Consider the following 12,394-nt stretch of genomic DNA (forward strand, 5'->3'; position numbering starts at 1 on the left):
GCGATTACCGAGCGGGCAAAACCACGGACTGGGCGTAGGAATGCAGCAGCTCCATCAATTTCACGAACTGCGGGCCCACGGCGGACTTCATCATATAACCCGCCACGTTTTCCTCGTAGGCGCGCATGCGGTCCGCGTCCCGCGAGGAGGTGGTCAGCACGAAGATCACCGAATTGCGCAACTGACTGTCCGCGCGGATGGTTTCAAGGAATTGAAAACCATCCATGCGCGGCATATTGAGATCCAGCAAGATCAGAAAGGGGCTGGTGATCCGCTTGCTGTCGTGCGTGCCGCGCAGAATTTGCAAGGCCTCCAGGCCATCGCAGGCGGTGACCATCTTGCATTCAAGCCCTTGTCGGCGCACGCCGCGCAAGACGCCTTCAATGGCCACGTCGTCGTCGTCCACCAGCAGAACCGTGATATCGCTCGCTACCGCCACGCTTGCCATCATCCCACCTCCTTGAGCGGAAACCGCGGCCAGCGGATGCGGAAACAGGCGCCGCCCAGCGTGCCGTTTCTATCCAGCACCACCGTGCCGCCATTGCTATTAACCATGCGACGCGTCACCGCCAGGCCGACTCCATGCCCCTCCGCCTGGCTGCTGGCGCGGTGAAACAGCTTGAAAATGCGTTCTTCCGAGCCTGGCGGCACGCCTACGCCGTCGTCTTCCACCGTGAACAGATTGAAGCGCCCGTCCTCCTCCACCGCGATACGGATCACGCCCTTGCCGCCGCCGTGATGCTTGCAGGCGTTGGACAGCAGATTGCGGATCGCCAGCGACAGCGGCGTGCGCGCGGCGGGAAACGGCCGGGCCTTGATTTCCACTTCCACTTGAAAGCCAGGGGGGATATCGAGCAGCTCCAGGGTCTCGCGCACCAGCAGGCCGGGATCGACTTCCTCGACGCGCTCATCCTGGCGCCCGGCCCGCGCGTATTCCAGCAAGTCTTCTATCATGCGTTCGGCGCGGGCGATGCGTTCCTCCGCGCGGACAAAGTTTCTCTCGATGTCCGCGCTCAACTGGGACGGGTCCAGGTCTTCGCGTATCCAGGAGATCAGGTCGGCAATGCCGCGCAAAGGCGAGCGCAAATCATGGGAGGCCACATAGGTGAACTCCTCCAGCTGGGCGTTGGCCTGCTGCAGCGTCTCCTCAAATTTCTTGCGCAGGGAGATGTCGGTGATCGCGGCCAGCACCAGCCGCTCTCCTTCCGTTTCCAGCGGGGTCAAGCCCACTTCCACCGGGAATTCGCTGCCGTTCTTATGCTGGGCCAACAGATCGCGCCCCGAGCCCATCGCCCGGACTTCCGGCGCCTTGGCGAAGGCGGCCCGCAAAGCCGGGTGGCCCTGCCGCACGCGTTGCGGCAGCAGCACCTCCACCGGCTGGCCGGCCAGCTCTCCCGGCGAGTAGCCGAACAGGGCGTCCAGCGCCTGGTTGGTCATTGAGATCTTGCCGTCCGCGCCCGCCATCAGCAGGCCGATGGGCAGCGAGGACACCACTTTGGAGAAGCGATGCTCCAGCCGGCGCCGCGGCGTGATGTCGCTGACAAAGGCCACCGCGCAGATTTCATCTTCGTGCGGCATGGAGCCGAGGCCGATTTCAATGGGAAACTGGCGGCCATCCGCATGCTGGGCGAACAGCTCGCGGCCGCTGCCCATGGTTCTGGGCGTGGGATGGGAGAAAAACAGCTGGCGAAAATCGAGATGGCGTTCGCGGATATCGGCCGGCAGCAGCATTTCCACCGGCTGGCCCAGCAACTGGGCCTTGCTGTAGCCAAACATATTCTCCAGCGCGCTGTTGACGTAGAGCATGCGGCCGTCGGCCGCCACCACCAGCACGCCCACCGGAGCGGCCTCCACCACGGAGGCCAGCCCGGCACTGCCGGAAGCGCCGGCGGGCGCCCTTTCCGGAAATTTGAACGACATGACAGCCTGCTTTCGCCTATGTCTTATTGCTGTAGGTTTAGCATAGGGTTTTCCGCCGCGCAGTTAATTCTGATGTCCTATCCGCGTCGTTCTCGCCGCGCTGCTCACACCGCCAGCAGCGCCAGTTCCGCCGCGGCCTCGCGCAGCACCGGCAAGATGCGCAACAGCAAATCCTCTCGGCTGACGCGCGCCGCCTGCACCCCCACATTGATGGCCGCCGCGGCGCGGCCGTCGGCGCCGATGATGGGCACGGCGATGGAGCGCAGGCCGATTTCCAGCTCCTGATCGATGATGGCGTAACCCTGCTCCGCCACCCGCGCCAGTTCCGCCTCCAGCGCCGGCCGCTCAATCAGGGTGTGCTGCGTGTGCCGGACCAGCCGCGCCCGGTCCAGCAAGAGGGCGAGTTCCGCGGCGGGTAGCCGGCTCAGCATCGCCCGGCCCATCGAGGTGCAGACCGCCGGCAGGCGGCTGCCGATGTCCAGATCCACCGTCATGATGCGGCTGGTGAAGGCCCGCGCGATGTAAAGGATGTCGTCGCCGTCCAGAATGGCGATGGAGCTGGATTCGTTGACGCTGCTGCTGACGTGGCGCAACACCGGCTGGCCGGCGCGCGCCAGCGGCGTGGAGCCCAGATAGGCGTGGCCCAGCGCCAGGATGCGCGGCCGCAAGGCGAAATGCCGGCCGTCCTCACTGTCCACGAAGCCCAGCTTGGCCAGGGTGTACAGGCAGCGTCGCACCGCCGCGCGCGGAATGCCGGTGCGCTGGCTGATCTGCGAGGTGGACAGCAGGCGGCGCTGCGCCGAGAACGCCTGAATCACCGCCAGGCCGCGCGCCAGCGAGGCCATGTAGTTGGGATCGCCGCTGAAGTTCTCTTCCACGCCCTCCTCGGCCGCCGCCTCTTGCCACTGTTGCATCTTGTCACCTTTTATCGTCGTTGAGCGATCACCGCACACTATTGCGATCATCGTATTGACCCTGCGGCAGGCCGGCAAGCATGCTGAATGCGCGATTAAAAACATATAGTTCGATAATCGCACAAACTCCTTTCCATTCATGGCTGCTCGCAGCCCGCAAAGGACAGTCGATGATAGATAAAACGGTAAGCTCGGCCGCAGCCGCCATTGCCGACATCCACGACGACGCCACGGTGATGATCGGCGGCTTCGGCGTCGCCGGCCAGCCGGCGGAGTTGATAGACGCGCTGATAGACCACGGCGCGCGCAATCTCACCATCGTCAACAACAACGCCGGCAACGGCGAGGCCGGCCTGGCCGCGCTGCTGCGCGCGCGCCGGGTGCGCAAGATCGTCTGCTCGTTTCCGCGCCAGGCGGACTCCCAGGTCTTCGACGCGCTCTACCGCGCCGGCGACATCGAACTGGAACTGGTGCCGCAGGGCAATCTGGCCGCCCGCATCCAGGCCGCCGGCGCCGGCCTGGGCGCCATCTTCACCCCCACCGGCTACGGCACCCTGCTGGCGGAAGGCAAGGAAACCCGCCGCATCGCAGGCCGCGACTATGTGCTGGAATACCCGATCCACGCCGACTTCGCGCTGATCAAGGCCTGGCGCGGCGACCGCTGGGGCAATCTGCAATACCGCAAGGCGGCGCGCAACTTCAGCCCCATCATGGCCGCCGCCGCGCGCCAGACCATCGTCCAGGTGGGGCAATTGCTGCCGCTGGGCGAAATGGACCCGGAAACCGTGGTGACGCCGGGCATCTTCGTTCACAAGCTGGTCTGCGTCGCCGGCCAGCCCATGCAAGGAGGCCGGCATGCATAAGCGACTGGACCGCGAACAGATGGCGGCGCGGGTGGCGCGCGACATCCCCGAAGGCGCTTACGTCAACCTGGGCATAGGCCTGCCCACCCGGGTGGCCAACTATCTGCCGCCGGAACTGGACATCTTCCTGCACAGCGAGAACGGCCTGCTGGGCATGGGCCCGGCGCCGGAACCCGGCCAGGAGGATCCGGACCTGATCAACGCCGGCAAGGAGCCGGTCACCCTATTGCCCGGCGGCTGTTTCTTCCATCACGGCGACTCCTTCGCCATGATGCGCGGCGGCCATCTGGACATCTGCGTGCTGGGCGCCTTCCAGGTGTCGCGGCGCGGCGATCTGGCCAACTGGCACACCGGCGCGGCGGACGCCATCCCGGCGGTGGGCGGCGCGATGGACCTGGCCATCGGCGCCAAGCGGGTCTTCGTGATGATGGAGCATCTGAACAAGCAGGGAGACTGCAAGCTGGTGGAAGCCTGCAGCTACCCGCTGACCGGCGTAGGCTGCGTGCATCGCGTGTATACCGATCTGGCGGTGATCGACCTCCGCGACGGCGAGCTCTTGGTGCGCGAATGCGTGCCCGGCCTGGATTTCGCAGAACTAGAGCGGCTGACGCCGCTGCCCCTGACCGACGCCCGCCAAGGAGAGACGCCATGAGCCAGGCCTATATCTGCGACGCCATCCGCACCCCCTTCGGCCGCTACGGCGGCAGCCTGTCCGCCCTGCGCGCCGACGATCTGGCCGCCCTGCCGCTGAGCGCGCTGCGACAACGTAACCCGGGCGTGGACTGGGACTTGCTGGACGATGTGCTCTACGGCTGCGCCAACCAGGCCGGCGAGGACAACCGCAACGTGGCGCGCATGGCCGCGCTGCTGGCCGGCCTGCCGCCGTCCACGCCGGCCAGCACCGTCAACCGCCTCTGCGGCTCCAGCCTGGACGCCATCGGTCAGGCCGCGCGCGCGCTCAAGAGCGGCGAGGCCGAGCTGATGATAGCCGGCGGCGTGGAAAGCATGAGCCGCGCGCCCTATGTGATGGGCAAGGCGGACAGCGCCTTCGCCCGCAATCTGCGCATCGAGGACAGCACCATGGGCTGGCGTTTCGTCAACCCGCTGCTGCGCGAGCGCTACGGCGTGGACTCGATGCCGGAAACCGCGGAAAACGTGGCCGAACAATTCCGCATCTCGCGCGCGGATCAGGACGCCTTCGCGCTGCGCAGCCAGCTGCGCGCCGCCGCGGCGCAGGAAGCCGGCCGGCTGGACGAGGAGTTGATGGAAGTGACGATTCCACGGCCCAAGGGCGAGCCGCTGCGCTTTGCCCGCGACGAACATCCGCGCGCCACCTCGCTGGAGGCGCTGGCCCGGCTCAAGGGCGTGGTGCGGCCCGAGGGCAGCGTCACCGCCGGCAACGCCTCCGGCATCAACGACGGCGCGGCGGCGCTGCTGCTGGCCAATGAGGCCGCGCTGAAACGCCATGGACTGACGCCGCGCGCGCGGGTGCTGGCCATGGCCTGCGCCGGCGTGGAGCCGCGCATCATGGGCTTCGGCCCGGCGCCGGCGATACGCAAGGTCTTGGCCCTGGCCGGGCTGCGCCTGGAGCAGATGGACGTGATCGAGCTGAACGAGGCCTTCGCCGCCCAGGCGCTGGCGGTGCTGCGCGAACTGGGCCTGCCGGACGACGCCGAACACGTCAATCCCAACGGCGGCGCCATCGCCCTGGGCCATCCGCTGGGCGCCAGCGGCGCGCGGCTGGCGGCCACCGCGCTCTACCAATTGCAACGCGGCGGCGGCCGCTACGCCTTGTGCAGCATGTGCATAGGCGTGGGGCAAGGCATCGCGCTGATCATGGAGCGCGTCTGAGCACCTGTTCAATGTCTGCTGCGCTTCGGCGATACGGCGTTAAAAACCAGCTCAAAATGCTCATGTACCACCTGTACATTCCAATTTTTCGCTCGTTTTCGCCTTGTCTCGCCCTTGCTCGCAAGCCTTTGAACAAGCGCTGATAGCTTGTTCCAAGGCTGTTGCGCGTCGGCGCTCCCGACGCGCCCTCTTTCATAGGAGCTTCCCATGCAGGACAAGCCCATAGACATCAGCGAGTTCATCGACAACAGCCCGCTGTCCCGCTACCAGATCATGGTGTTGACGCTGTGTTTTCTCATTGTGCTGCTGGATGGCTTCGACACCGCCGCCATCGGCTATATCGCGCCGGAACTGATCAGCGAGTGGGGCATTTCCCGCGGCCAGCTGGCGCCGGCTTTCGGCGCCGGCCTGTTCGGCATGCTGATAGGCAATTTCGCCTTCGGCCCGGTGGCGGACCGCCTGGGCCGCAAACGGGTGTTGCTGCTGTGCACGCTGATTTTCGGCCTGGGCACGCTGGTCTCGGCGCGCTCGGAGTCGATAACAGAGTTGGCGCTGCTGCGTTTCGCCACCGGCATCGGCCTGGGCGGCGTGCTGCCCAATTGCATCACGCTAAGCTCGGAATACTCGCCGGCGCGCCACCGCATGTTGCTGGTCACGCTCAGCTACGCCGGTTTCACCGCCGGCCTAGCGCTGGGCGGCGGCGTCGCCAGCCAGATCATTCCGCTGTGGGGCTGGCAAGGCGTGCTGGCGGCCGGCGGCCTGGCGCCCTTGCTCCTGCTGCCCTTCATCGCCTGGCTGCTGCCGGAATCGGTGTGCTATCTCGCCGGCAGGCCGGACAAGGCCGCCGCGCTGCGCCGCATCGTCGCCCGCATCAATCCGGACCCGCGCTGGCGGGGCAGGGTCTTCCGCCACGAAAACGCCGTCCCGGCCGGCCGCTCGCCGGCGGGCCTGCTCTTCATTGCCGGAACGCGCGCCCGCACCCTGTTGCTGTGGCTGACCTTCTTCTGCTGTCTGTTCGTGTTTTACCTGCTCACCAACTGGATGCCCACCATTCTGCGGGATCACGGCTACAGCACGGCGCAGGCGGCGCGCATCAGCGCCATGGTGCCGCTGGGCGGCGCGGTGGGCGGTGTGCTCATGGCCATGCTGATGGATAGGATCGGCGCGCGCCGGGTACTGCCCTGGCTGTGCCTGCTGGCGGCGCTGGCGCTGTCCGCCGTGGGCGCGGCGCTGGGCGACGGCGGCTGGTTGTTCGCCACCGTGTTCCTGGTGGGCTTCAGCCTGACCGGGGCCTTGAACAATCTGAGCATACTCGCCGCCACGCTCTACCCCACCCAGGCCCGCGCCACCGGGGTAAGCTGGGCACTGGCCGCCGGCCGCGCCGGCTCCATCATCGGCTCGATGACTGGCGCCCTGTTGTTCGCCGCCGCCGGTTCGGCGCAGGGCTTCTTCGCCTGGGCCGCCGCGCCGGTATTGGCCGGCGCCTTGGCCTTGTTCGCGATGTCGCGGCTGGACGCCGCCCCAGCGGCTTTGAAACCCCAGGTATAGAAAGGAGATCCGTCATGCCCATGCTGAAACTCGGCACGCACGCGCTGCACTACCAAGTGGACGGGCCGGCCGGCGCGCCGGCGCTGCTGCTGTCCAACTCGCTTGGCACCACGCTGGAAATGTGGCGGCCGCAACTGGCGGCGCTGAGCCGCCGCTACCGCGTGCTGCGCTACGACGCGCGCGGCCACGGCGGCAGCGGCGTCGGGGCCGTTCCGCCCCGGCTGGCCGACCTCGCCGGCGACGCGCTGTCCTTGCTGGACGCGCTGGACATCGAACGCGCTCATTTCTGCGGCATCTCGATGGGCGGCCTCACCGGCCTGTGGCTGGGCGCCCACGCGCCGGAGCGCCTGCAATGCCTGGTGGTCAGCAATAGCGCCGCCAAGATAGGCGCAAGCGAAGCCTGGCGGCAACGCGCCGCCCAGGTTCGCGGCGGCGGCCTGGCCGAACTGGCCGCCAGCGCGCATCAGCGCTGGTTCAGCGCCGACTTTTGCGCCCAGGCGCCGGACATCGTCGAGCAGGCGCGCGCCTGGCTGGCGGCCACCGCGCCGGACGGCTACGCTGGCTGCTGCGAGGCGCTGGCCGACGCCGACCTGCGCGCGGACTTGCCGCGCATCGCCGCGCCCACGCTGCTGATCGCCGGACTGCTCGATCCGGTGACCTCCGTGGCGGAGGCGGAAGCCATGGCCGCGGCGATGCCTGACGCCCGCCTGGCGCGGCTGCCCGCCTCCCATCTGTCCAATCTGGAAGCCCCGCTCGCCTTTGAGCGGGCCTTGCTGGACTTTCTGGACGCGGCCTGAGCCGTCCAATTGTTCAGCCGGCCGCGCCTAGCCGCAGGCCTTCCAGCAAGGGCTCCAGCGCGTCCAGCGTCTGGGCCAGCGCCTCCGCCGGCCGCTCGGCGCCGGACGCCCAGCCGGCGCCTTCCACCAGCGCGCCGTTGATCAGCCGCGCCAGCGCCTGCGGGTCGGCGCGGCGGATCAGGCCGGCGTCCATCAAGGCGCGCAAACGCTCGGCGATATTGCTCACGCACTGCCGCTGGCCGGCCTGCGCGTACTCCGCGCCCAGCGCCGCCGGCGCGTCGCGCAACAGAATGCGCTGCGCCTCCGGCTGGGTGGCGGCTTGCAGATAAGCGCGGCAGCGGCGCTTGAAGCCCTGCCACGGGTCCGCCGCCTCGCGCTCCGCCAGAGCGAGGCCGGCCTCGATCTCGGCGTCCAATTCTTGGGCCACCGCCAGCAACAAGCCTTTCTTGTCGCCAAAGTGGTGGTAGAGCGCGCCGCGGGTCACGCCGGCCGCGGCGGTCAGCTCATCCATCACCGTCGCCGCATAGCCGTCGGCGCCAAAGCTGCGGCGCGCGGACAGCAACAGCCTGCGCCGGGTTTCCTCCATGGCTTCGCTGCGTGTTTTGCTCATCATCCCGCTCCCCTGTTTCCGCATTGACCGTCGCGCCGCTGTTGACATACGGCGCGTATGTCAATTAGTTTAGCATACGTCGCGTATATTAAAACAGCGGACCAGGCGGGATCAGCGTCGTCCGCCACAAGGAAACCCGATGGCCAACCCCTACCTCAGCCTGTTCTCCCATCCCGGCAGCCTGGCCTTCTCCGCCGCCGCCTGGGTGGCACGCATGCCCATTTCCATGACCGGCATCGGCATCATCACCATGTTGTCGCAAACCTCCGGCTCCTACTGGCTGGCCGGCGCCGTCGCCGCCACCTTCACCTTTTCGATGGCGCTGCTGGCGCCGCAAGTGTCGCGGGCGGTGGACCGCTACGGCCAGCGCCGGGTCTTGCCCGCGGCCACCGCGCTCAGCGTGGCGGCGATGCTGTCGCTCCTGTTCTGCAGCTGGGCGCAATGGCCGGCCTGGACGCTGTTCGTCTCCGCCGCCTTCGCCGGCTGCATGCCCAGCATGTCGGCGATGGCGCGCGCGCGCTGGACCGAGATTTACCGCGGCACGCCGCGCCTGCACACCGCGTTTTCGCTGGAATCGGTGCTGGACGAGGTCTGCTTCATCGTCGGCCCGCCCATCGCCGTGGGCCTGAGCGTGGCCGCGTTTCCGCAGGCCGGCCCGCTGCTCGCCGCCGCCTTGCTGGCCGTCGGCGTCGCCGCCTTCTGCGCGCAAACCGGCACCGAACCGCCGGTGCACCCCGAAACCCAAGAACGGCGCGGCTCCGTCGCCGCCCTGGCCGGCATGCGGGTGCTGATCTTCGCCCTGGTGGCGCTGGGCGCCATCGCCGGCGCCGTGGACGTGATCAGCGTCGCCTTCGCCCAGCAGCAGGGACAGCCGGCGGCGGCCAGCATCGTCTTGTCGGTGTACGCGATAGGCTCTTGCCTGGCCGGCCTGCTGTTCGGCGCGCGCAAGGCCAGCATGCCGCTGGCGCGGCTCTTCGTCTGGGCGGCCGCCGCCACGGCGCTGGCCACCCTGCCCTTGCTGCTGGTCTCCAATCTATGGATGTTGAGCGCCGGCGTCTTGCTGGCCGGCGTGTTCTTCGCGCCCACCATGATCGTGGCCATGGGTTTGGTGGAGGAAATGGCGCCGCCGGCGCAACTGACCGAGGGCCTGACCTGGCTGATCACCGGCCTCGCCAGCGGCGTGGCGCTGGGCGCGGCGGCGACGGGATGGGTGGTGGACCATGTCGGCGTGCGCGCCGGTTTCGGCGTGACCCTGGCCGCCGGCGCGCTGATGGCCGTGATCGCGCTGGCCGGGCAGCGCCGGATAGCCCGCTCTTTGCAAGAGAAAATGGCCTAGGCCGCGGCATCGAACGGCAAGGGCCGCCTCAACCCGCCCCTGCGGCGATGGCGGCCTGCCCTACTCCTCCAGCGCCTCCTCGCGCGGCAGCAGCTCGCGCAATAAGCGCCGGATCAGGGCCAGCTCCTCGGAGCGGTCCCCGCGCCGCGCGCTCATGATCAGCGGCGAGGCCAGGCCTTCGTCCGTCAGCGGCCGGTACACCACGTCGTCGCGGCGCAGCCTCAGCACGCTGGCCGGCACCACGCACACCCCCATGCCGGCGGCCACCAGGCCCAGCGCGGTTTGCAGTTCTCGCACTTCCAGCGCGTAAGCCGGCTCCAGCGCGCGCTGGCGGAAAGCGGCCAGCACCTGGTCGGCGTAGCTGGGCCGCGGCTGGCGCGGATAGATCAGCACGGTTTCCTCCGCCGCGTCGCGCAGGCGCAAGGGCCCTTCGCGCCGCGCCAGCGGGTGCTCCAGCGGCAAGGCCAGCCACAAGGGCTCCTCGGCCAGCACTTCGCGCTCCACCGCCGGGTCGTCGAACAAAAGTCGGCCGAAGCCCACGTCGATGCGGCCGGCCTTCAGGGCCTCCACCTGCTCCAAGGACGTCATTTCCAGCAAGGACAGCTCGGTGTCGACATGGATGGCGCGGAAGCGGCGTATCACTTCCGGCAAGGGCCGGTACAAGGTGGAGCCGACATACCCTATCACCAGCTGCCGGCGCGCCAGCGCGATCTTGCGCGTCATCGCGCGCATGCCCTGGGCCTGGGCCAGCAGATTGCGCGCCTGGGCGTAGAAGAAGCGGCCGGCCTCGGTCAGTTGCAAGGGCCGCGCGCCGCGGTCCAGCAGCAACAGGCCCAGTTCCTCCTCCAGTTGCTGGATCTGCCGGCTTAGCGGCGGCTGGGCGATGTGCAGCCGTTCCGCCGCGCGGGTGAAGTTGAGCTCTTCGGCGACGGCGACGAAGTAGCGCAGATGGCGCAATTCCATTCAATACCTCACAGGTATGGAAGCAGACGAAAACGGTGTTGGACCCGCGGTTCCACAGGCTTGCATGATATCCGAAACCACGGGAGCGCAATCTTGATACCTGATACCGCGATAGACACGGTGGAGACCATTCTGGTCGATCTGCCCACCATCCGCCCGCACCAGTTGTCGGTGGCCACCCTGCGCGGCCAGACGCTGGCCCTGGTCCGCATCCGCTGCCGCGACGGACAAGAAGGCTGGGGCGAGGCCACCACCATAGGCGGGCTGCAATACGGCGAAGAAAGCCCGGAAAGCGTCAAGACCAATATCGACTGCTACCTGGCGCCGCTGCTGCTGGGCGAGGACGCCCGCGACTTCGGCCGCCTGCTGGGCAAGCTGCGCCGCGGCGCCCGCGGCAACCGCTTCGCCAAGTGCGCGCTGGAAACCGCCTTGCTGGACATCCAGGCGCGGCGGCTGGAAGTGCCGCTGAGCGAGTTGCTGGGCGGCCGGGTGCGCGACAGCCTGCCGGTGGCCTGGACCCTGGCCAGCGGCGACACCGGCCGCGACATCGCCGAGGCCGAGGCCATGCTGGAGCGGCGCCGCCACCGCGCGTTCAAGCTGAAGATAGGCTTGCGCGCGCCGGAAGACGACGTGGCCCATGTGCTGGCGATACGCCGCGCGCTGGACGGCCGCGCCGGCGTGCGCGTCGACGTCAACCAGGCCTGGAGCGAGATGCAGGCCGAGCGCGCCATCGCCCGGCTGCAGGACGGCGGCGTGGAGCTGATCGAACAGCCGGTGCCGCGCGAACACCCGGCGGCGCTGGCCCGGCTGGCGCGACGCTTCGAGGTGCCCATCATGGCGGACGAATCCCTGCACGGCCCGGCGGACGCCAATCAGCTGGCGCGCCAGGACGCCGCCGACGTGTTCGCGGTGAAGATAGCGCAGTCCGGCGGCCTGTTCGCCGCGCGCCAGGTGGCCGAGATCGCCGCCGTCAACGGCCTGGGCCTCTACGGCGGCACCATGCTGGAAGGCGGCATCGGCACCATCGCCTCGGCCCAGTTGTTCTCCACCTTCGAGCGGCTGGACTGGGGCAGCGAGCTGTTCGGCCCGCTGCTGCTGACCGAGGAATTACTGAGCGAGCCGCTCTGCTACCGCGATTTCGAACTGCAATTGCCGTCCGGCCCCGGCCTGGGCGTGCGTCCGGACCCGGACAAGCTGGCCGCCCTGCGCCGCGACCGGACCGCGCCGCGCCTGCACGCGGTCTGAAACCCGACACCCCAAGGAGACCACCATGCTGTTTCATGTGGAAATGCAAGTACAACTGCCGCACGACCTGGACCCGGAACGGGCGGCGGCCTTGAAGCTGGACGAGCGCGAACGCGCGCAAGCGCTGCAACGCAGCGGCCAATGGCGCCATCTATGGAGGCTCAGCGGCCAGTACGCCAACATCAGCGTGTTCGACGTCGCCGACGCCGAAGAACTGCACCAATTGCTGTCCAGCCTGCCGCTCTTCCCCTTCATGCGCATCCAGGTGCGGCCCTTGAACCGGCATCCGTCCAGCATCCACGCCGACGACCGCTAGGCGCCCGCTTTAACGGTCCACTGCGGCGGAA

General features: G+C 68.3%; 13 protein-coding genes. 8 read left to right on the forward strand and 5 right to left on the reverse strand.

What is annotated here, in order from left to right:
• Window positions 1-4: 4 nt before the first annotated feature.
• The 3 genes from AB1Z25_RS10405 to AB1Z25_RS10415 form a co-directional block, all read right to left on the reverse strand.
• Window positions 5-451, reverse strand: a complete 447-nt coding sequence (locus AB1Z25_RS10405) for a response regulator (RefSeq protein WP_233246716.1) — start codon at window positions 449-451, stop codon at window positions 5-7.
• Window positions 448-1,920: a sensor histidine kinase gene (locus AB1Z25_RS10410; RefSeq protein ID WP_486637189.1), complete on the reverse strand. Its 1,473-nt coding sequence runs from the start codon at window positions 1,918-1,920 to the stop codon at window positions 448-450. The genes AB1Z25_RS10405 and AB1Z25_RS10410 overlap by 4 nt, the downstream gene beginning before the upstream one ends.
• Window positions 1,921-2,024: 104 nt before the next feature.
• Window positions 2,025-2,834, reverse strand: a complete 810-nt coding sequence (locus AB1Z25_RS10415) for an IclR family transcriptional regulator domain-containing protein (protein WP_486637190.1) — start codon at window positions 2,832-2,834, stop codon at window positions 2,025-2,027.
• Window positions 2,835-3,004: 170 nt separating this feature from the next.
• Here AB1Z25_RS10415 and AB1Z25_RS10420 point away from each other — a divergent pair, with 170 nt between their 5' ends.
• From AB1Z25_RS10420 to pcaD, 5 genes are all read left to right on the forward strand, one after another.
• Window positions 3,005-3,697, forward strand: a complete 693-nt coding sequence (locus AB1Z25_RS10420) for a 3-oxoacid CoA-transferase subunit A (protein WP_486637191.1) — start codon at window positions 3,005-3,007, stop codon at window positions 3,695-3,697.
• Window positions 3,690-4,349, forward strand: a complete 660-nt coding sequence (locus AB1Z25_RS10425; protein WP_253314345.1) for a 3-oxoacid CoA-transferase subunit B — start codon at window positions 3,690-3,692, stop codon at window positions 4,347-4,349. Before AB1Z25_RS10420 ends, AB1Z25_RS10425 begins: the two co-directional genes overlap by 8 nt.
• Complete coding sequence (gene pcaF, locus AB1Z25_RS10430; protein ID WP_486637192.1) at window positions 4,346-5,548, forward strand: 3-oxoadipyl-CoA thiolase; 1,203 nt, start codon at window positions 4,346-4,348, stop codon at window positions 5,546-5,548. Before AB1Z25_RS10425 ends, pcaF begins: the two co-directional genes overlap by 4 nt.
• A 207-nt stretch (window positions 5,549-5,755) precedes the next feature.
• Window positions 5,756-7,096, forward strand: coding sequence for an MFS transporter (locus AB1Z25_RS10435; RefSeq protein WP_486637193.1), 1,341 nt, complete (start codon window positions 5,756-5,758; stop codon window positions 7,094-7,096).
• A gap of 14 nt (window positions 7,097-7,110) precedes the next feature.
• On the forward strand, window positions 7,111-7,893 hold the full coding sequence (pcaD, locus tag AB1Z25_RS10440) for a 3-oxoadipate enol-lactonase (RefSeq protein WP_486637194.1): 783 nt from the start codon (window positions 7,111-7,113) through the stop codon (window positions 7,891-7,893).
• Window positions 7,894-7,906: 13 nt separating this feature from the next.
• Here pcaD and AB1Z25_RS10445 read toward each other — a convergent pair whose 3' ends face one another.
• A complete protein-coding gene (locus AB1Z25_RS10445) occupies window positions 7,907-8,506 on the reverse strand; it encodes a TetR/AcrR family transcriptional regulator (RefSeq protein ID WP_107800045.1) in 600 nt (199 codons plus the stop codon).
• 136 nt (window positions 8,507-8,642) lie between these two features.
• Between AB1Z25_RS10445 and AB1Z25_RS10450 the strand changes: the two genes are divergently transcribed.
• Window positions 8,643-9,839, forward strand: a complete 1,197-nt coding sequence (locus AB1Z25_RS10450) for an MFS transporter (RefSeq protein WP_486637195.1) — start codon at window positions 8,643-8,645, stop codon at window positions 9,837-9,839.
• A gap of 60 nt (window positions 9,840-9,899) precedes the next feature.
• Here the strand turns inward: AB1Z25_RS10450 and AB1Z25_RS10455 are convergent, their stop codons facing one another.
• Entirely contained in the window at window positions 9,900-10,802 is a 903-nt protein-coding gene (locus AB1Z25_RS10455) for a LysR family transcriptional regulator (RefSeq protein WP_227108446.1), read from the reverse strand.
• 93 nt (window positions 10,803-10,895) lie between these two features.
• Between AB1Z25_RS10455 and AB1Z25_RS10460 the strand changes: the two genes are divergently transcribed.
• The gene (locus AB1Z25_RS10460; protein ID WP_486637196.1) at window positions 10,896-12,047 is read left to right on the forward strand and encodes a muconate/chloromuconate family cycloisomerase; all 1,152 of its coding nucleotides are present in this window, start codon (window positions 10,896-10,898) and stop codon (window positions 12,045-12,047) included.
• Window positions 12,048-12,072: 25 nt separating this feature from the next.
• Window positions 12,073-12,363: a muconolactone Delta-isomerase gene (catC, locus tag AB1Z25_RS10465; protein WP_486637197.1), complete on the forward strand. Its 291-nt coding sequence runs from the start codon at window positions 12,073-12,075 to the stop codon at window positions 12,361-12,363.
• Window positions 12,364-12,394 lie beyond the last annotated feature (31 nt).

This window comes from Chromobacterium sp. HL1 (assembly GCF_057418835.1).

Bases quoted from the DNA above. Each gene is read 5' to 3' on its own strand.
- AB1Z25_RS10420 (WP_486637191.1), top strand. From the start codon at position 3,005: ATGATAGATAAAACGGTAAGCTCGGCCGCAGCCGCCATTGCCGACATC.
- AB1Z25_RS10425 (WP_253314345.1), top strand. From the start codon at position 3,690: ATGCATAAGCGACTGGACCGCGAACAGATGGCGGCGCGGGTGGCGCGC.
- AB1Z25_RS10405 (WP_233246716.1), bottom strand. From the start codon at position 451: ATGATGGCAAGCGTGGCGGTAGCGAGCGATATCACGGTTCTGCTGGTG.
- AB1Z25_RS10415 (WP_486637190.1), bottom strand. From the start codon at position 2,834: ATGCAACAGTGGCAAGAGGCGGCGGCCGAGGAGGGCGTGGAAGAGAAC.
- AB1Z25_RS10450 (WP_486637195.1), top strand. From the start codon at position 8,643: ATGGCCAACCCCTACCTCAGCCTGTTCTCCCATCCCGGCAGCCTGGCC.
- AB1Z25_RS10445 (WP_107800045.1), bottom strand. From the start codon at position 8,506: ATGATGAGCAAAACACGCAGCGAAGCCATGGAGGAAACCCGGCGCAGG.
- AB1Z25_RS10435 (WP_486637193.1), top strand. From the start codon at position 5,756: ATGCAGGACAAGCCCATAGACATCAGCGAGTTCATCGACAACAGCCCG.
- pcaF (WP_486637192.1), top strand. From the start codon at position 4,346: ATGAGCCAGGCCTATATCTGCGACGCCATCCGCACCCCCTTCGGCCGC.
- AB1Z25_RS10410 (WP_486637189.1), bottom strand. From the start codon at position 1,920: ATGTCGTTCAAATTTCCGGAAAGGGCGCCCGCCGGCGCTTCCGGCAGT.
- pcaD (WP_486637194.1), top strand. From the start codon at position 7,111: ATGCCCATGCTGAAACTCGGCACGCACGCGCTGCACTACCAAGTGGAC.
- catC (WP_486637197.1), top strand. From the start codon at position 12,073: ATGCTGTTTCATGTGGAAATGCAAGTACAACTGCCGCACGACCTGGAC.
- AB1Z25_RS10455 (WP_227108446.1), bottom strand. From the start codon at position 10,802: ATGGAATTGCGCCATCTGCGCTACTTCGTCGCCGTCGCCGAAGAGCTC.